The sequence below is a fragment of the Myxococcus sp. CA056 genome (assembly GCF_013336715.1).
Lineage (GTDB): Bacteria > Myxococcota > Myxococcia > Myxococcales > Myxococcaceae > Myxococcus > Myxococcus llanfairpwllgwyngyllgogerychwyrndrobwllllantysiliogogogochensis.
Window position 1 is genome coordinate 1,285,235 of the sequence record NZ_JABUMT010000002.1, and the last position, 18,689, is coordinate 1,303,923.

The window sequence follows — 18,689 nt, forward strand, 5'->3', positions numbered from 1 at the left end:
GCCGGGGCGTGGTGCGGGGGCCTGCCCGCCTGGTTGCCCGGCGGGTGGCCCATGCCGGAGCGCGCGGGCCATGCCCAGCTTTCAAGTCAGCAGGTCGAACACCTGACCTGGGAGGCGGGCGTGTTCAATCCAGCGGACATCCAGAAGGGCATGACGGCGCGGGACAGGGACGGGGAGAACCTGGGCCTCATCGTCTCCGTCGACGAGATGGGCTTCCTCATCGAGAAAGGCAGCTACTTCCCGAGAGATCACCGGGTGGCCTTCTCGGACGTGTCGGACATCGACCGGGACGACGTGTACCTGCGCGAGGACCTGGCGAGCCTGCCAGGGGTCCGCCCGGACGTGCTGGAGGCGCGCGGAGAGGCGGCCCGCCACGCCGTCCTCCACCATGACGCGACGGGCGCGCTGGGCGTCATACCCGGAGACCTGGACCGGTAACCGCGCTTCAGTCCGGGCCCTCCTCGTCGGGGCGGTCGGAAATCCCGCCCTCCACCTTCAGCCCCTTGCGGACACGATGTCGTCGGATGGCGCGCTCCAGGGGGCGCAGGCCCGCGAGCGCCAGGAACGCGATGACCACCGTGGTGCCGGCCGCCCAGTGGAAGCCCATGCCGGTGGCCAGCCCCACGGACGCGGTGAGCCACAGGTTCGCCGCCGTCGTCAGGCCCTTCACCTGGCCCTGGTCGCGGATGATGGCGCCCGCGCCCAGAAAGCCGATGCCCACCACCACCTGGCTGGCGATGCGGCTGACGTCCGCGCGCGAGCCGTCCGGGGAGTCGCCGCCCAGCGTCCACTCGACGAAGACGCTGGCCAGCGTGAAGAGACAGGCGCCCAGGGAGACGAGGATGTGCGTGCGCAGCCCGGCGGCCTGCCCCCGCAGCTCCCGCTCCAGGCCGAGCACGGCGCCGAGCAGCGCCGCGACGCCGAGCCGCAGGGCGATGAGTGTCTCGTCCACGAGGGACGAGCCTACTCACCCAGCTCGATTTTCTCGTCCTTGTCCGCTTCCGTCAGTTCGGGATTGGGCAGCGTCTCCAGCGTGGCCGCCAACAGCTTCGTGGTGGGCACGACGTAGGGGGCCACTTCCTCGCCCAGCTCCTCGCTGAACTTCGTCACGCGCGCCGCGTAGTCCTCGTCGCGAGAGCTCCAGCTCCCCGCCGCCTTCGCCGCCCAGACCTCCTGGCCGTCGGTGCACCGCAACAGCTGGGCCTTCACCTCGGCCTCCGCGCCGTCGCCCTTGAGGCTGACACTCGGGTCCAGCCAGAGCACGCCCTCCACGCCCTCCACGCACAGCCCCTTGAACGTGGTGTCCGAGGGCCGGCCCGGCAGCGCGACGTTGTCCTTCACGATGAAGTCGCGGTTCTGGTTCACCCATTGGCGGGCGATGAGGCTCCACAGCTCACCCACCGCGGGCTTTTCGTCCGGGAGCGGCTGCGCCACCACCACCAGCCGCTTTGTCGCCTTGCGGTCCACCTGCGCGTAGTCGCCTCGTACGCGGTGCGTCTTCACCGCGGAGCAACCCGCCAACAGCCCCAGCCCGAGCAGGGGCGCCCATCGCATCATCCTCATGATGTCCCTCTCCCGGCCCCCTTCGGGTGAAGGGGGCCTCGTTACCGCGCCGTTGCGTGACGCGTACCGCGTGCTTCAGGCCGCCCGCGTCGAGCTGTCCTCGCCGCCGCCGGCCTGGGGCGCATCTCCCCCCGGGGCCGACTCGCGCCGCCGCCGGTCATGCATGAGCTGCATCACCGCGGCCAGCACCGTGAAGGACACCACCAGCGTGGTGATGAGGCCGATGCAGGCCACCATGCCCATGGAGCGCAGGCCGTTGTGCTTGGCGGCCAGCAGCGCCGCGAAGCCCGCCACCGCCGTCAGCGTGGAGGACGCCACCGCCGCGCCCACGCTGCGCAGGGCGACGAGCGGCGAGGTGCCTTCCAGGAAGCGATGCAGGAGGTACAGGCCGTGACTCACCCCGAAGCCCAGGAGGATGGGCAGGATGATGATGTTCATGAAGTTCAGCCGCAGGCCCGTCAGCGACATGATGCCGAGCATCATCGCCACGCCCACGCCCAGCGGAATCACCGACGCCAGCGCCAGCTTCGCGTTGCGGAAGTCCAGGAAGTGCATGGCCAGAATCCACAGCGCCGTGAGCACCACCGTCACCTTGCCGTCCCAGAGGACGATGCGCGCCAGCTTCGCGTAGAGCTGGGTGGCGCCCGCGGCGCGGAACTCCTTCTGCGCGGTGGGGCCCGGCGGGTCGAAGTCGTCCTTGTCGAAGCGGCCCGGGTTGTACGTGACGGGGATGCCGCGCGTCTCGTCCGCGAACTGCATCATCTTCTGGCCGTCGAACAGGTCCACGCTCGAGTAGATGAACGTGAGGTAGCCCTTGTTCTGCGCGGTGGGCAGGTTCTTGAACTGGGCCTTGTAGTTGTCCGGCACGCCGTGCACGTCGAAGGGCTTCGCATCCAGCACCTTCATGAAGAAGGTGGCCTTGTCCTGCATGTCCGGCGGGAGCGCGGAGATGGAGAAGCCGCGCGCCTCCAGGTTGGCCATGTCCTGCTTCCACTCCTGGAGCACCTTCTCGTTGGCCTTCGCCGTCGCCTCGGGCGGCACGAAGGTGAAGATGCTCACCACCTGGTCGATGGACGGGTACTTGTGCGCGTTCTGCGTCAGCTCCCGGTACACGCCCTCGGCCTCGTCCAGGTCCTTGGTGTACACGGCCATCGGGTCGCTGGAGATGTTGAAGCGGACGTTGATTTCGTCCTGCAGCAGCACCGACGACATGCCGTCCGGGATGAGCGCGCGGGTGTTGTAGTTGAAGCCCACGCCGTGCTTCACGCGGTCGAAGAAGCTCAGTGCGCCCTCGGGCGGCTCGCCCGTGCCCGCCCAGGGGACGGCGGCGGCGCAGATGAGCGCGACGATGGCGGTGCTCACGCCCAGCACCAGGCCGGGACGGGGGATGCGCAGCTCCTGGCCGCTGATGGCGGAGTTGACCGGCGGCGGCTTCATCTCGCCGATGAGCTTCTTGGGCCACTCCGGGTTGATGCGACCGACCAGCGCCAGCAGCGACGCGCTCCACACGAAGAGCGTCAGGCCCAGGATGAGCGTGCCGCAGCCGGCCAGGAAGCCGAACTGGGAGAAGCCGCGGAACTCGCTCACCATCAGCACGAAGAAGGAGCCACCCGTCACGATGGCGGCCACCGCCGCGGGGCGGCCCGCGTTGACGAAGGCGTCGATGATGGCCACGTCGTACGGCTTGCCCGCGCCCAGCTCCAGCCTCGTGCGGAAGGTGAAGTGGATGCCGTAGTCGATGCCGAACCCCATCAGGATGCCGCCCAGGATGGACGTAATCATGTTGAGTTCGCCAATCGTCGCGTAGGTGAAGCCCAGCGTATAAATCGTCCCAATCACCGTGCCGCTGACGACGATGAAGGTCGGCGCCAGCTTGCGGAAGAAGAGGATGGTGATGGCGAAGATGGTCACCAGCGCGATGACGGTGACGGGCTGCAGCGACTCCTCAATGGCGAAGGAGTCGTCCACCGTCGTCTTGTACGAGCCGGTGTAGCCGTAGGCGATGAGGTTCGAGTCGCCCATCAGCTTGTAGTCTTCGACCAGCTTCACCTTGCCCGCCTGCGTGGAGTACGCGGCCAGGTCCTTGTTGAGCTTGTCGAGGTAGTCCTTCGTCTTGCCAATCTCCGTGGTGTCCCACATCGGCTTGACGAGGATGAGCACCATCTTCTTGTCGCTGGAGATGTTGTAGTCGTCGCGGATGCTCTTCTTTCCGACGGACGAGTACTTGTCGACCAGGTCCTGCATGTTCAGCTCCACCGGCTTGGTGGCGCCCATGTCGATGTAGAAGGGGTTGCTGCGGCGCAGCTTGTCCTCGAGGAAGGCCATGATGCGGCGCTTGCCCTCGACCAGGTCCTCCGTCTTCACGAAGAGGACCATGTTCTGCTGGATGAACTCGACGGGCAGCTTGTAGGAGACGGTGCGGACGTTCTGCTTGTCGGCCTCGAGCATGCCGGCGATGTCGTCGGCGGTCCGCTTCATCGCGGCCTCGTCCGTCGAGCGCAGGGCGAGCATCAAGAAGCCGCTGCCCCCCACCATGTCGATGACCTGCTTGACGTCCTTCACCTCCGGCAAATCCTGGGAGATGAGGTCGAGCTGGTTGGAGTTGATGCGCAGCTTCAGCGTGGCCCACGTGGACACGGCGAGCAGGGTCAGCAGTACGGCCAGGATGGTGCCTGGACGACGGACCAGCAGCTCGGCGAAGGCGTAGGCGAAGCGAGAATGCGAGTTCGGGTTTCGAGGAGCGCCGCTCATTCGCGGGCGACCCTACCGACAAACGCGCTGCCCCGGAAGCACGGCCCACCTGCCCGGCTGGCTTCCTGGCCACGGAGAAACCCGGGACCGGGCTCGGGAATAATTGACAGGGCGCCGACGAGCCCTCAGCGCCCCTCTTCCACGGGGAGGGCGGCGGGCAGCGGCTCGGGTGGGGCGCGGGGGGGCAGGAAGAACGAGCGGGGGTCGGCGAGGAAGCGGACCCCCACCGCCCGCAGGAAGGGCAGGGCCTCTCCCAGGGGGACGTCACGGGCCCGGACGGCCACGCCCAGGGCCAGCGAGAACGACACGGTGAAATTCATGACCCCGATGAGCCCCACGCCCACCAGGGCCATGAGGAAGTCGGGTTGGAGCACCGCCTGGGGGCCGAGCGCGCCCCCGGCCATGGCCAGCGAGCCGAGCGCGAAGGTGACGTGGCGGACGTCCAGGGGCAGCCCGAAGAAGCGCCCGAGTACGCTCATCAGCGCCAGCAGGAAGCCCAGCGTCACGTTGACGCCCAGGCCCGACGCCGCGTGGACCAGCCCGTCCGCGAGCCGCTGCGCGCCGCCCACGCCCAGGACGCGGCGCAGCATGCGGTGGTGGGCCAGGGCCTCCGGCAGTCGCCGGTACACCACGAAGTTCTCCATCCACCCGCCCGCCACGCTGGACAGCCAGAGCAGCACGCCGGTGAGAGCCGCGTATGGGAGCGCGCCGCTGCGCCAGGGGTGCATGGAGGCCACCGTGGCCTGGGCCTTGGCGGGGGAGAGGAAGGGCGTGCCCCGCGCGGCCTGCCATGCCAGGGCCAGGGCCACCGCGGCGGGCAGCACGCAGCCCAGGTTGCCGGTGAAGGCAGCGAGCTGCGAGCGGGTGATGCGGGGGATGATGTCCACCAGGCTCGACAGCCGGTCTCCCCGGGCGCCCTCGCCCACCGCGCCCGCCAGCGTGGCCGCCGTGACGGAGGGCTGCTTGGTGGCCAGCGTGAAGCCCAGGGCCTGGATGAGGAGGAAGGCCACCGCGTAGTTGAGGCCCACGGCCAGAAACGAGAAGAACGGCGCGAGCGCCAGCGCGGTGAGGGCGAACTTGAGGGCCACGGCGACGGCCGTCACCAGCCCGCCGCCCGCCGCCGAGTGCACCATGGCGTGGAATTCCGAGCGGGTGCTGGTGATGTAGTGCTCGCCGGAGTGGCCCGCGCGCTCGATGATTTTACGCGCCAGCATCCGCACGTTGCGCCGCACCAGCTCGCCCACGGAGCGGTCCGCGTGCGCGCGCCGCAGGAGGTCCGACAGGAGCCCCAGCGCCTCGCGCCAGCGCGGCTCACCCCGAGGCGCGCCCAGCACGCGGGCGATGGCCTCCATGCGCTCCAGGCTCCGGCGGATGCGCTCCAGCCGGTACACCAGGTCCACGCTGACGCCCGAGGCCTCCAGGTGCCGTGACACGCTGCCCACCACGAGGCGGCAGTCGTCCACGCACGTGGCCAGGTCCCTCATCGTGTCCGCCGCCGCGTCGCGCGCCAGCACCGCGTCGCACACCATCCGCAGCCGCAGGAAGGGCGAGGCGCGGAAGGCCGTCTCCGGGGCACGCTCCCTCACGTCCTCCATGGTCCCCAGCGCCGCTGTCTGCACCGCCAGCAGCATCAGGGCGTCCAGCAGGTCCGCGCGCACGCGGGCGGCGGGCACCGGGTCCGGCGGCCTGGGCTCGCCCACCAGTGACGCGAGCTTCGCCAGCAGTGCGGGCGACAGCAGCGCCAGCCACACCGCGTCCTCCGGTACGGGGAACAGCCGCAGCAGGAGCTCCGACAGCTTGCCGGGCTCCGGCGGGGAGGGGAGCAGCGTGCGGGCCAGCCGGTCGGACGCCTCCGACAAGAAGCCCTGGCCCGCGGGCAGGCCCACCTGCGCGAAGAGCTTCAGGCCCCGGCTGCCATCGCAGACTGCGGAGACCAGGTGCGTCACCGCGGCCCGCATGGCCGGCTCGCCCTCCATGATGCGCACCATCAGCGTCAGGCGGGTGTCGGTGGGGGGCGCTTCCGGCTCGGTGGCGTCCACCAGCCCGTGGGCGGGGATGCGCTCGCGCAGCCACGCCATCCAGCGCTCCACCCAGTCCAGCCGCGACTCCAGGCCGTCCTCGGGCACGTCGCGCAGGAGCCGGTACAAGTCCCTCACCGCGGGGTGCCCGGGCGCGCGCGGCGCGTACTGCACGCAGAACGCGTCCACCTCCCGCTCGGAAGGAGCGTGGGAGGTGCGGCTCACGGAGAGCTGAGCGGAGGAGGAGGTGGTGGTCATCGACCCGACGAGAGGGGAGGGCGAGACTACGCCATGCGTCGCCCCCTCGGAACCCCTCCGACGGCCGAGGGCCTGGTGGCCCGGCCGTCGGGAGTGGGCGCGGCGACTACTTCTTCGCCAGCTCCTGCCGCATGCGCCCCAGCAGCAGGTCCCATCCGCCCTGGGCCAGCAGCGGCTGCACCTGCGTGTCGCGGATGTCCTGGAGCATGGAGGAGCCGAGCACCGTCACGTCCACGACCTTCCACGCGGCGGCGTCCTTCACCAGCCGGTACTTCAACTTCATCTCCTGCGTCTTCAGCGGGTGCTTGATGAAGACGACCGAGTCCACCGTGGCCTCGTTGCCCGTCACCTCGGCGGGGGAGTAGACGATGTCCTCCAGCGACTTGAAGTTCTCCCGCACGCGCGGGAAGGCGATCTTCGCGAACAGGCCATGGAAGAGGGTGACGAACTCCTTGCGCTGCTCGTCGGTGCCCTTGGCCCACGCGTCGCCAAGCAGGTACTTCCCCTGCTCCTCACCCCCGAAGAGCTTGAGGGCCGCCGCGTCGCGCTCGTAGCGCACGGACGTCACCACCGTCTTCACCGGCTTGACGACAGGGTCGTCCTTCTTCGGGGCCGCGGCGAGGGCGGGCATGGACAGGGTGAAGGCGACCAGGAGGGAGAGGGTACGGAAGCGGGCGTTCATGTCGGGCGAGTCCTCCACAGGGAATGCTCGGCGTTCTGTTAGCCCAGGAGAACGCTGGGCGCTTCGCGAAATTCAACCCCAGACGCCTGGCGGGCGGGCACCATGCCCGGTCGCCCTGCATGTCGGACACCCGAATGAAGCGGCCCGGATGTCTGTTTGACTCCCTTGGGACCACACTTTAGTGTCCGCCCGCGCGCGCGGTATGCGCCCCCCTTGCACTGAGACGACATGCCTACCGACTACCTGTTCACGTCCGAATCCGTCACCGAGGGCCACCCGGACAAGATCGCCGACCAGATCTCCGACGGTGTCCTCGACGCCATCATCGCCAAGGACCCGCAGGCGCGGGTCGCCGTGGAGACGCTCGTCAAGACGGGCCTCGCCATCGTCGCCGGTGAGGTGACGACGAACACCTACGTGGACATCCCCAAGATTGTCCGCAGCACCATCTGCCGGATTGGCTACACCGACAGCTCCATGGGCTACGACGGCAACACCTGCGGCGTCATGGTGGCCATCGAAGGGCAGAGCCAGGACATCGCCCGCGGCGTGGACAACAAGAAGGAGCAGGGCGCCGGTGACCAGGGCATGATGTTCGGCTTCGCGTGCGACGAGACGCCGGAGCTGATGCCCGCCCCGCTGCACTACGCCCACGCGCTGACCCGCAAGCTGGCGGACGTGCGCCGCAAGCAGCACGACTGGCTTCGTCCCGACGGCAAGAGCCAGGTGACGGTGGAGTACCGCGAGGGCCGCCCGGTGCGCATCGACGCGGTGGTGGTGTCCACCCAGCACTCGGACGACGTCTCCAACAAGAAGATCCAGGAGGCCATCCGCGAGGACGTCATCGCGAAGGCGCTCCCCAAGAAGCTCATCGACAACAAGACCAAGTTCTACATCAACCCCACGGGCCGCTTCGTGGTGGGTGGCCCCATGGGCGACTCGGGCCTCACCGGCCGGAAGATCATCGTCGACACCTACGGCGGCATGGGCCGTCACGGTGGCGGCGCCTTCAGTGGCAAGGACCCGTCCAAGGTGGACCGCTCCGCCGCGTACATGGGGCGCCACATCGCGAAGACCGTCGTGGCCGCGGGCCTGGCGACTCGCTGCGAGGTGCAGGTCTCCTACGCCATCGGCGTGGCCGAGCCCGTCAGCGTCATGGTGGAGACCTTCGGCACCGCCACGGTTCCCGAGGAGCGCATCGCCAAGGCCATCCGCAACACGTTCGGCCTGAAGCCGCGCGAAATCACGGAGCACCTGGACCTGCTGCGGCCCATCTACCAGAAGACCGCCGCGTACGGGCACTTCGGCCGCACGGAGAAGGAGTTCACCTGGGAGCGCACGGACAAGAAGGACGCGCTCCGGGATGCGGCGAACAGCACCTCCACGGGTCGTCGCCTGAAGGTGGTTTGAAACCCGCGCCTTCGCCCCGCTGATGGGGGCTGACGCGGGACCGAGATGGGCCGCTTCCCACCATGGGGGCGGCCCATCGTCGTTTCAGAGCAGCCCGTGCGCCTTGAGCGCGTCGATTGCCGACGCGAGTGCCGGTGAGCGCGACGGGGCCTTGCCCGCGGGAGAGCGCACGGCGCTGACGAAGACGTGGCGTCCCTTGGGCGAGGCCACGTGGCCCACCAGCCAGGTGACGTCACCGGACTTGTTCGGGTACCAGCCCGTCTTGGCGCTCAGCACCGCGCCGTCCTTCCAGGGGCCGCCAAGGTTGATGCCGTCGCGGACGCTGGCCACGGTGTCTGGCCCGTGCGTCATCGTGCCCTTCACCTGCTCCAGCACCTTCGCGCTGACGGGGAGCTGGCCCCGGAACATGCGCGCGAGGAAGTCGAGCTGCTCGTCGGGAGAGATGCGCAGCGGGCCTCCCAGCCAGAAGAGGGTGATGTCGCCGGAGGCGTCCCTCGTGCCGTAGTCGAAGCGGCCGAGCCAGTCCTCAATGCGCTCGCGGCCCAACTGCTTCGCCGTGCCCTGGAAGAACCACACCGCGGAGCGGCGCATGGCCGTGTCCAGCGTCTGGTCCTGGTTCCACATCGCGATGGAGTGCTTGGTGCCATCCCACTTGTGCACCTCGTCCACGCTCGCCACGACGCCGGTCTCCAGGGCGATGAGCGCATGGGGCACCTTGAAGGTGGAGGCCGGCGGCAGCCGCGTGGCGCACTTCACCGCGTCGTTGCGAGTGACCTTGCCTGTCTCCAGGTCCATCAACAGGAAACAGCCCGGGTGGGCCGCTGGAGCCTTCGGCGCGGCGGCGAGCGCGCTCGTGGTGGCGAGGGTGATGAGGGCGAGCAGTGTCGAGGGGCTGCGGGACATGGGACTCCGGTTCCGCGCGACGTGGGCCGAGCTTCGCGCGTTGGGGCCGGGGCGAGAGCAAGGCTCGCGCCAGGGCTCGTTGCGAGGCGCGTGAGTTGGAACCCGTAGGTCGCGTGGTCCTCCGGACACGAAGCCGTGGCGCCCCGTCCACGGGCTCGTGGCTCGAAGCCCGCGTCGTGCGCCCACCTGGGGTGCGCTCTGTCGTGCGCCGCTTGTTCGGCCCGTTCCTCCTCGCACCGGAGCCGGGGTGACTGGCTCGGGCACGCGGCGCAGGTGACGTCAGCCCTGAAGCGAAGCCCTCGCTCGTCAACGTCGACCGCACAGGTGGAGCCTTCGGCGCGGCGGCATCGCGATGACGAAAGAAGCGGCGTAGCGTCCCGGCGGGAAGATTCTGGCGACCCGCCGTTGGGTGGGCATGGGCTGCCAGGGCACATACGCGGGGAGTACGGCGGTGGATGACGGGTCCTGGTCCTGGATTCCGCGGCCGAGGTGGGCCGCGCTCGTGGTGGTGGTGGGTGTCGCGGGAGCCGCCGCTGTCGTGGCCGGCGTGCGCTCGCGGCAACGTTCCGAGCCTGTGTCGCCGGAGCTGTTCCTGACGGGCGCTCCGGTGCGCACGCTGGAGGCGCGGGTGAGCCATCCCGGCGCGGACGTTCACCGCCCCTACGGACCGCTGCGCTCGGGGGATGCCGGCGGGCCGCCTCCCGCGCCGCTGCGTGAGCTGGCGCGGTTGGAGGCCGAGGGCGACATGCATGGGCTCGCGGCGGCCTATCTGGTGCGCCGAAACGCGGAGCTGGCGGCGCCCTATCTGGCGAAGGCGGGGACGTCTCCGGATGTGGCCAGCGACAGGGCCATCATGGCGTTGGACCACGGGGACTCCGCCACGGCGCTGGCGCTGTTGGAGGGCGTGCTGACGGCTCGGCCGACGCATGCGCAGGCGCTGTGGAATCGGGCGCTCGTGCTGAGAGATTTGGAGCTGTGGGCACTCGCCGCGCTGTCTTTCGACGCCGTGGCCGCGCTGGGGGAGCCGGGCTGGGCGGCGGAGGCGAGGACTCGCGCGGACGCGGCGCGCGCTCGGCTGATGAGCACGGAGGACTGGCGCAAGCCGTCGGCGCGAGGACAGGCGCTGGTGACTCAGGGCGAGCCCGTGTCCGCCGAGGTCCTCCAGGCGCATCCCGGCATCTTCCGCATGTTCCTTTACGAGGCCATTCGCGCGGCGCCCTCGCTGGAGCGGCTGCGCGCCCTGGAGTCGATGGCCACGGTCCTGGATGCACGCGACGGCGGCACGGTGCTGCGCGATGCGCTCCGCTGGGCGAGCGGACGGGACTTCCACGTCCGCGCGCCGCTGGCCCGTCGCTACCTGGAGCTGTACCGCACGCACGAGGTCGCCGGGGGGCTCGCCGCGTTCCTGGATGAGCTGCGGCGCGCCGGCGAGCTGGACCTGTACCTGGGCGCCTTGGTGCGCGAGGGGAAGGTGGCGGAGCGGTTGGACGAACTCACCCCGCTCGTCGCGCGACTGGGGGACCCGTGGTTCACGCTCCTGCTGGAGCACGAGCGCGCCAGGGTGGCCATCTCCCGAGGAGACCTGCTCCAGGCGGAGCAACACCTCCTGGCCGCTGCCGCGCTCTGCCGGGAACATCCATTGGGTTACCGCTGCATCCCGATTGAGTCGGACCTGGGCGACCTCTATCGCCAGCTCCACCGGCTGGCGGAGTCCCATCGTCACCTGCAGGCCGCGCGCGCCCTGTACCGCACGGACCCGAGGTGGGGCGAGGCGCAACTGCTGCTCCATCTCGGACAGCTCGCCCGCTACCAGGGTGATGGCGCGCAGGCACGGGCCTATCTGGAGGAGGCGCTCGCGCAGCGTCCCGAGGACTGCACCATCCGCCACTTCGTCCGCTCGAACGACGCGTTGGCCTTGCTGGGGAATCTGTCCGTGGCGCCGGCCCGGGAGCGCATGCGTGAGGCGCTCTCCTGCAAGACGCCCCTGCTGCTCTCGGGCGCGAAGACGCTCGCGGACCTGGCGCGGTTGCGGCCGGACCCGGAACAGGATGCTCGGCTCGTGGCGGGGATGTCGGAGCGGCGCCAGCAGGGGACGCTCACCCCGGGCGAGGCGGCGCTGCTCACGCACATCGAAGGGCGCTTCCTCGTGGAGCAGGACAGGGTGCGGGGCGAGGCGTTGCTGCGGCGGTCCATCGCCGAGGCGCAGCGCCTTCCCTCCACCAGCGTCGATGCGCGCAAGGCCCGCGCCTACAGCTACACGTCCCTGCTCTTCGCGGCGGCCCGGGCCGGAGAGTCCGAACAGGCGTTCCGACTCTTCGGCGAGGAGCTGGGCGGCTCGCTTCCCGAGCGGTGTGTCCTGGCCGTCACCGTGGATGTCGAGCGGACCCTCGTGCTGGCGCGAGGACCGGAGGGGCAGCTCGTGGAGCATCTCAACGCCAGCCGCCGCGCGCCCCTGGATGAAGAACTTCAGGGCCTCGTGCCCGAGTCGGTGACGACGATGCTGCGAGCCTGCCCGGCGGTGGAGGTGGTGGCGCGTCCTCCGCTTCATGGCCGAGCGGGGCTGCTGCCCGAGGATGTGGCGTGGGCCTACCACGTCGTCAGGCCAGGGCCAGCCGTACCGGCATCGAGCACGGGACGTCGGCTGGTGGTGGCGGAGGTGCAGGCGCCCGCGTCGCTGGGGCTGCCCGCGCTCGGCGGGTGGGCGGGGCTGCCCGGGGATGACGCCACGATGTTGCTGGGACGGCAGGCCACGCCTTCACGCGTGTTGGAGGCGATGGCGGACGCCACGCAAATCGAGGTCCATGCCCACGGGCTGATGAACCCGGATGTGTCCGAGGCGTCGTTGCTGGTGCTGTCGCCCGAGTCGAACGGTCGCTATGCGCTCACCGCGGGCGAAGTGCGTGCGACAAAGCTGCGAGGCCAGCCCCTGGTCATCCTGGCCGCGTGCCGGGCCGCGCATGGCGTCACCTGGACATATGAGCGCTTCAGCCTGCCCGTCGCCTTCCTGGATGCGGGGGCGAGCACCGTGCTCGCGGCGACCGTGGACGTGCCCGATGCCGAAGCGGGACCCTTCTTCAATGCGGTGCGTGAGCGGATTCAGCGTGGAGAGCGCGCGGCCAATGCCCTGCGAGACGTGCGGATGACGTGGATGCGGCGAGACCCTCGCAGTTGGGTGCGCTCCGTCCTGGTTTTTGAATGAAGGCGGGATGGGCCCGCCTGGTTCGAGTGGAGGGGGAAGACAATGAAGAACATGAACAAGTGGATGATGTGCCTGGTGCTGGTGGGTGCGGTGACGGGGTGCCGCACGATGGGCTCGCGACCGACGCCGAGTCCGTGCCCCGAGCCCGGCCCGATGCCGAAGACTCCCAAGGTCCAGCCGCTGCCGCCCAGCGCGCAGCTGCCCGAGGGCGCCACCCAGATGGTCGTCGGGCTGTGCCCCCGCACGGGCAAGTTCCTCGCGCTGGGCGTCAACCCCGGGGGGAAGACCTTCGCGTACGCGGTGTCGGGCGACCGCGCCTCCAGCGACGCGTTCTTCGCGAACGTCCGCCGCAAGGGTATCCCCACGACGACGTTCACCGCGCCGGTGAGGGTCCGGGGCGGGGGCTCCGTGGGGACGGACGCCGTCGACGCGGGCTCCAACCCTCAGCAGGGAAATCAGGGAGGAGGCGAGGAGCAGAGCGCGCCACCGCCGTATGACCCCTGCACCAACCAGTCTGACGAGATTGGCGACAAGCCGCCGCCGGACCCGACGGATGAGGGGGGCGCGGTGCCGGATGGCTTCGCGGCCCTGGCCTGGAGGACCGCCAATGCCGTCGATGACACCAGCGACCCCGTGCCCGCGGCCACTGCTCCGCCGGCTGGAACGACGGTGCCCCGCTAGGCGCGGGTGAAGGGACGAGGCCCGGAGCTGTCACGCCGGGCCTCGTCGTGCTCCTCGCGAGTGCGTCAGGTCTCCAGCGTGCCGCCGAGCGCCTTCACGCGTTGCTCGATGTCCGCCTTCACGTCCGAGCGCAGCTGATGGGCCATGGTGAGCTTCGAGCGCTTGAGCCGCGCGATCTGCTCGAGTCCGGCGACGAGGTCGTCGCGCACGAGCTCCTCGTAGGGCTCGTTCATCTTCGTGGTGAAGAGGTGGACCGCGTGCTTGCCATCCGGCTCGCGCACGAAGCGGAAGCCGCAGCTCCAGTCCTTGGTGTCGTTGCGCACCAGTCGGAAGGTGAGGTCAGGGACCTTCAGCGTCGGCACGAGCGAAAGAAACTCCAGCGCCGACGACGGGATTTCGGCGCTCACGTAGATGCGAACCTGGAGTCGCTCCATCCGAGACACGAGCGGTGTCGCCAGGAAATCGGAGACCCACCCGAGGAAGAGGAAGAGGTCCAGGTGGCGCAGCGAGGGGAACGCGCTGGTGTCCTTGCCCACCTCCGTCCAGGCGTCCACCGCGCCACGCACCAGCAGGGACTCGAGCCGGGGCATCTTCGCCAGCGCTCGGAGCCCCACGTCGGTGTTCGCGAGCGAGCGCAGCGACTTCATCACCGGGTCCGTGGTGATGTCGTAGTCGCCGCGACCTTCCAGGTGCTCCACCGTGGCCCACAGGGGATGGCCGATGGTCTTCTCGATGGCGCTCTGGGTGGCGCGCGCGTTGCCCTGCTTCAGCGCGGCGTGGGACAGGAAGCCCCGCGTGAAGACGCAGTCGGGCTTGAGCGCCTCGTCGAGCGGGCCGAGCAGCTCCTTCCGGGCGCTCTTGAGAATCGCCTGCTCCCGCTTGCGCTCGGCGGCGGTGAGTGGGCGCCGGGCGGCCTCGAGCTGGAGCGCGATGAGCTCGCCGCGAGGGTGGCCCTGCTCCAGCAGCACGTCGGCCAGCACGGCGCGGGCCTCGTCGTCCTCGGGCTTCGCGAGCACCTGGGCCAGCAGGGCCTCCGCGTCCGCGGCGTTCCGGGGCCTCGGTGGCGCGGCCTCCTGGAGGGCCGCGTCGAACCCGGCGAGGACCTTCACGTCGTCGGCGTGAAGCTCGGCGTCCTTCGCGGCCTCGAGCCCGGCGCGAATCCGGTCGACGTGGCCGGCGAGGAACTCCTCGAAGTCATCCTGTTTGTCGTAGCGCGCGCGTGCCTTCAGCATCGAACTCGCGGCCTGGGCATCCCGGACGCGGCGCGCCAGGGGAGCCAGCCGTGTCCAGTATGGACGGGCCCCGGTGCTGGTGAAGGGCGGGTCCACGAACTGGCTCGCGACCCAGCGGTCGATGCGCGGGTCCTCGGGCCAGTCCGCGAGCGTCTCCAGCCGGCCCCGCCCCTTCACCGAGCCCTTGTCGAGCAGCGCGGCGAGCAGCGTCGTGAGGTTCGCCGCGTCGGGCTTCTTCGCGAGCGCATCCCAGTCCTTGGGCGGAGGGATGCCGCCGGAGAGCTTCTGTCCCACGGTGACGATGCGGTCGGCCAGCGCGGTGTGGGGCGCGGCACGCCACGCGACGAGTAGGTCGTCGAGGACGCGGCTCCAGTCGTGCTGGCTCGCGGCTTTCAGCAGGGAAGACAGCTTCGAGGGCGCGGTGGGCATCGAGGTTCCTTCGAGACGCGGAGCTGGCCTACCTGGGGAACGTCGCGAGCGTGAGGGACTCGGGCGGGACGGTCAGCTCGCGGAGCATGAGCGTGTCACCGGAGAGGTAGCGCCAGCCGGTGCCGTCGTGGCGGAAGTCGGAGCGCTCCACGAAGGAGCGGTCCTTGCCCTTCTCGAACACCTTCGCGAAGAAGAGCACCTGCGCGGTGCCCTGGGCGTCGGGGGCCTGGCGGTCCATCACCACCAGCTTGGGGAACTGGTGGACCTGCGCGAAGGCGCGCAGCTCGCGCACCACGACGTCCTCGGGCCGCGCGCGGTCCGGATGGCTGGGGTGAAGTGTCTTCCACAGGTACGTCGGCTCGCGCTGGGCGAAGGCGCTGTAGCGGCTGCGCATCAGTCGCTCGGCGTCTGGCGGTTCCGCTTCGCCCCGGTGGAAGGGGGCACAGCACTCGCGGTAGCGCAGTCCGGAGCAGCAGGGGCACGGAGGGGCAGGGGGCATGTCGCGGACCCGAGCCTACCTGGACCGAGGGGGAAGGGGGACGCCGCGTGCTCGCCCCGCCACACACGCGGAGGTTCGCCCTTGCTGGCGGCGGTGTCCGGGCATACATCCGGGGACCGCGCCTATGAGCCTCCTTGAAGCCATCGTCCTGGGACTGGTCCAGGGTCTCACCGAGTTCTTGCCCATCAGCTCCACCGCCCACCTGCGCATCGCGCCGGAGCTGTTCGGGTGGAAGGACCCGGGGGCCGCGTACTCCGCGGTCATCCAACTGGGCACGGTCGCCGCGGTGCTCATCTACTTCCGCAAGGACATCGTCTCGCTGGTGACGGCGTTCTTCCGGGGGCTTGCGAAGCGCGAGCCCTTCGGCACCGTGGAGTCCCGGCTGGCGTGGTTCGTCCTGGTGGGCACGCTGCCCATCGGCCTCTGTGGCCTGGCCTTCAAGAAGGCCATCGAGACGCAGTTCCGCTCGCTCTACGTCATCTCCGGCAGCCTCATCATCCTGGCCATCATCCTCTTCGTGGTGGAGAAGCGCGCCTCACACCAGCGGACGCTGGCCGACATGACGTGGCGGGACGGCATCCTCATCGGCCTGTGGCAGGCGCTGGCGCTCATCCCCGGCTCGTCGCGCTCGGGCACGACGCTCACCGGCGGCCTGTCGCTGGGACTCAAGCGCGAGGACGCGGCGCGCTACTCGTTCCTCCTGTCCATCCCCGCCACCTCGCTGGCGGGCATCTTCGAACTGAAGCACCTGTTGGAAGCCACCGAGCGGCCCAGCGCCGTGTCGCTCTGGGTCGGCACCCTGGTGGCGTTCGCCTCGGGCATGGCGGCCATCGCGTGGTTGTTGAACTACCTGCGCTCGCGCACGACGCTGGTGTTCGTGGTGTACCGCGTGGCGCTCGGTCTGCTGCTCCTCGGGTTGCTCCAGGCGGGCGTGCTCAAGCCGCTGTCGGGCGTGGAGAACGTGGACGTGCCTCGCGAGCCGGGGAAGCAGCAAATCGAGAAGCAGATCACCGACTAGGGAGGCTGGCGTCGTGAGCGTGGAGGCGTTGTTCCAGGGGGTGGAGGCGCGGCTGTCGACGCGCCCGGCGCGCAATGTGGACCTGCCGGGGCTCGTGCTGCGCGAGGCCTCCGTGCTGGTGCCGCTGTTCGAGCGCGACGGCGTGCCGCACGTGGTCTTCACCCGACGCCCCGCCACCCTGCGCACCCACGCCAATCAGTACAGCTTCCCGGGCGGAGGCCGCGACGCGGAGGACCTCACGCCGCTGCACACCGCGCTGCGCGAGACGGAAGAGGAGCTGGGCATCGACCGGCGCGGCGTGCGCGTGCTGGGCATGCTGGACGAGGTGCCCACCATCTCCCAGTACCGCGTGCGACCCTTCGTGGGCGTGATTCCGGGCGACGGCAAGTACCAGCCCAGTCCAGAAGAGGTGGCCTTCATCCTGGAGGTGCCACTCGTCGCCCTGATGGACCCGGCCATCCTCCGCGTGGAGCGCAAGGAAGTCTTTGGCGCCGAGCGGGACTTGTACTTCTACACGTACGACTCCCACGTCATCTGGGGAGCCACCGCGCGCATCCTCCGCGACTTCCTGGGGCAGCTCGCGCAGGTGCCCGGCCTGGAGTCCGTGCTCGCCGCGCCCGGACAGCGTCAGAATTGAAGGTACACGTACGGCCGCGTCTCCACGGCGGACAGGTGGCGGATGCCCAGGCCCAGGACGACCAGCGCCACGGCGCGCACTGGTACCGGCATCCGCACGAACAGCTCCGACGTCACCGTGTAGAGCTTCATCGGCACCACGTGGAAGAACACCGCCGCCGCCAACATGCCCCACACCAGCGGGCTGACGTTGGCGATGCCCGGCACGCCCTCCATCATCCGCGCGTAGAACTCACCCGCGTGCGTCATCGTCTTCGCGCGGAACACCACGCGCGTCAGCACGACGATGGTGAACGTGGCCAGCATCCCCATGGCGATGCGAGGGACCCCCGGCTTCTCCGGCTTGCCTACCCACCACTCCCAGCACCGTGACAGGCCCAGCACCGCGCCGTGCACGCCGCCCCAGACGGCGAAGCGCCAGTCCGCGCCGTGCCACAGGCCACCCAGCACCATCACCGTCATCAGGTTGAACAACACCCGAGGCTTCGACACCCGGTTGCCGCCCAGCGGGCGGTACAGGTAGTCCCGCAGCCAGGTGGACAGGCTCATGTGCCACCGGTTCCAGAACTCGCCCAGGTTCTTCGCGAGATAGGGCCGGTTGAAGTTCTCCGGGAACTTGAAGCCGAACAGCGCCGCCACGCCCAGCGCGATGTCCGAGTAGCCCGAGAAGTCGTAGTAGAGCTCGAAGGTATAGGCGATGGCCGCGACGATGCACTCGGCGGAGGCGTACTTGTCCGGCGAGGCGAACACCGGGTCGACAATGCCGCTGCCCAGCACGTCCGCGATGACCAGCTTCTTCACCAGGCCCACGGCGATGCGGAACATCGCCTGTCCGCCTTCTTCCGGCGTCAGCGTGGGCACGTCCTTGAAGCGCGCCATCAGCTCCGATGCGCGGACAATGGGCCCGCTCACCACGCGCGGGAAGAAGAGCATGTACAGCAGGTGCTCGATGAACGAGTGCTCGGAGCTGGCCTTCCCCCGGTACACGTCCACCGTGTAGCTGATGGCCTGGAAGACGAAGAACGACAGGCCCAGCGGCAGAATCAAACTGAACGGTGTCTCGCGGACGTGGAGGCCCCAGGACTCGGGCACCAGCTCCAGCGCCGTCTTGCGCAACAGCTCCAGGTACTTGAAGCCCGCGAGCAACCCCAGGTTCGACACCACCGACAGCGTGACGAACAGCTTGCGCACGCCCTGCGACGTCGCGCGTCCCATCCCCTTGACGAGCAGGTGGTCCACCGTGACGCCGATGAGGAAGATGATGAGCGGGAAGGGCGTGAAGGCCGCGTAGAAGTAGACGCTGGCCACCAGCAGCACCAACAGGCGCGGCCAGTAGTGACGGTGCACCGCCCAGTACAGGGCGAACACCGCGATGACGAAGACGAGGTACTGGAGGCTGTGCGACAGCAC

At 69.7% G+C, this 18,689-nt stretch carries 15 protein-coding genes; 6 read left to right on the forward strand and 9 right to left on the reverse strand.

The features are described 5' to 3' along the window. Nucleotides 1-51: 51 nt before the first annotated feature. Nucleotides 52-438: a hypothetical protein gene (locus HUA76_RS12740; protein WP_174460964.1), complete on the forward strand. Its 387-nt coding sequence runs from the start codon at nucleotides 52-54 to the stop codon at nucleotides 436-438. 7 nt (nucleotides 439-445) lie between these two features. On the opposite strand, the gene HUA76_RS12745 is transcribed toward HUA76_RS12740, so the two are convergent. From HUA76_RS12745 to HUA76_RS12765, 5 genes are all read right to left on the reverse strand, one after another. Further along, nucleotides 446-952 (reverse strand): MgtC/SapB family protein, encoded by a 507-nt coding sequence (locus tag HUA76_RS12745; RefSeq protein WP_174460965.1) that lies wholly within the window; start codon nucleotides 950-952, stop codon nucleotides 446-448. A gap of 11 nt (nucleotides 953-963) precedes the next feature. Next, nucleotides 964-1,563 (reverse strand): MXAN_6521/LA_1396 family lipoprotein, encoded by a 600-nt coding sequence (locus HUA76_RS12750; protein WP_174460966.1) that lies wholly within the window; start codon nucleotides 1,561-1,563, stop codon nucleotides 964-966. A gap of 75 nt (nucleotides 1,564-1,638) precedes the next feature. Then, nucleotides 1,639-4,314 (reverse strand): RND family transporter, encoded by a 2,676-nt coding sequence (locus tag HUA76_RS12755; RefSeq protein WP_174460967.1) that lies wholly within the window; start codon nucleotides 4,312-4,314, stop codon nucleotides 1,639-1,641. A 125-nt stretch (nucleotides 4,315-4,439) separates the two neighbouring features. Continuing rightward, nucleotides 4,440-6,590: a site-specific recombinase gene (locus tag HUA76_RS12760; protein ID WP_174460968.1), complete on the reverse strand. Its 2,151-nt coding sequence runs from the start codon at nucleotides 6,588-6,590 to the stop codon at nucleotides 4,440-4,442. A 106-nt stretch (nucleotides 6,591-6,696) separates the two neighbouring features. Next, nucleotides 6,697-7,272: an ABC transporter substrate-binding protein gene (locus HUA76_RS12765; RefSeq protein WP_141640486.1), complete on the reverse strand. Its 576-nt coding sequence runs from the start codon at nucleotides 7,270-7,272 to the stop codon at nucleotides 6,697-6,699. A gap of 228 nt (nucleotides 7,273-7,500) precedes the next feature. Here HUA76_RS12765 and metK point away from each other — a divergent pair, with 228 nt between their 5' ends. After that, the gene (metK, locus tag HUA76_RS12770) at nucleotides 7,501-8,682 is read left to right on the forward strand and encodes a methionine adenosyltransferase (RefSeq protein ID WP_141640487.1); all 1,182 of its coding nucleotides are present in this window, start codon (nucleotides 7,501-7,503) and stop codon (nucleotides 8,680-8,682) included. Between the two features lie 84 nt (nucleotides 8,683-8,766). Here the strand turns inward: metK and HUA76_RS12775 are convergent, their stop codons facing one another. After that, a complete protein-coding gene (locus HUA76_RS12775; RefSeq protein ID WP_174460969.1) occupies nucleotides 8,767-9,585 on the reverse strand; it encodes a class D beta-lactamase in 819 nt (272 codons plus the stop codon). Nucleotides 9,586-10,036: 451 nt separating this feature from the next. On the opposite strand from HUA76_RS12775, the gene HUA76_RS12780 reads away from it, so the two are divergent. Both HUA76_RS12780 and HUA76_RS12785 read left to right on the forward strand, forming a co-directional pair. Next, a complete protein-coding gene (locus HUA76_RS12780; protein WP_174460970.1) occupies nucleotides 10,037-12,784 on the forward strand; it encodes a CHAT domain-containing protein in 2,748 nt (915 codons plus the stop codon). 42 nt (nucleotides 12,785-12,826) lie between these two features. Then, nucleotides 12,827-13,465, forward strand: a complete 639-nt coding sequence (locus HUA76_RS12785) for a hypothetical protein (protein ID WP_174460971.1) — start codon at nucleotides 12,827-12,829, stop codon at nucleotides 13,463-13,465. 65 nt (nucleotides 13,466-13,530) lie between these two features. Here the strand turns inward: HUA76_RS12785 and HUA76_RS12790 are convergent, their stop codons facing one another. Then, a complete protein-coding gene (locus HUA76_RS12790; protein ID WP_174460972.1) occupies nucleotides 13,531-15,126 on the reverse strand; it encodes a TIGR02996 domain-containing protein in 1,596 nt (531 codons plus the stop codon). 28 nt (nucleotides 15,127-15,154) lie between these two features. After that, nucleotides 15,155-15,625, reverse strand: coding sequence for a YchJ family protein (locus tag HUA76_RS12795; RefSeq protein ID WP_174460973.1), 471 nt, complete (start codon nucleotides 15,623-15,625; stop codon nucleotides 15,155-15,157). 124 nt (nucleotides 15,626-15,749) lie between these two features. On the opposite strand from HUA76_RS12795, the gene HUA76_RS12800 reads away from it, so the two are divergent. Next, nucleotides 15,750-16,643: an undecaprenyl-diphosphate phosphatase gene (locus HUA76_RS12800; protein WP_141640493.1), complete on the forward strand. Its 894-nt coding sequence runs from the start codon at nucleotides 15,750-15,752 to the stop codon at nucleotides 16,641-16,643. A gap of 13 nt (nucleotides 16,644-16,656) precedes the next feature. Then, nucleotides 16,657-17,280: a CoA pyrophosphatase gene (locus HUA76_RS12805; RefSeq protein WP_174460974.1), complete on the forward strand. Its 624-nt coding sequence runs from the start codon at nucleotides 16,657-16,659 to the stop codon at nucleotides 17,278-17,280. On the opposite strand, the gene HUA76_RS12810 is transcribed toward HUA76_RS12805, so the two are convergent. Beyond that, nucleotides 17,271-18,689, reverse strand: a complete 1,419-nt coding sequence (locus tag HUA76_RS12810; protein ID WP_174460975.1) for an MBOAT family protein — start codon at nucleotides 18,687-18,689, stop codon at nucleotides 17,271-17,273. The genes HUA76_RS12805 and HUA76_RS12810 overlap by 10 nt on opposite strands.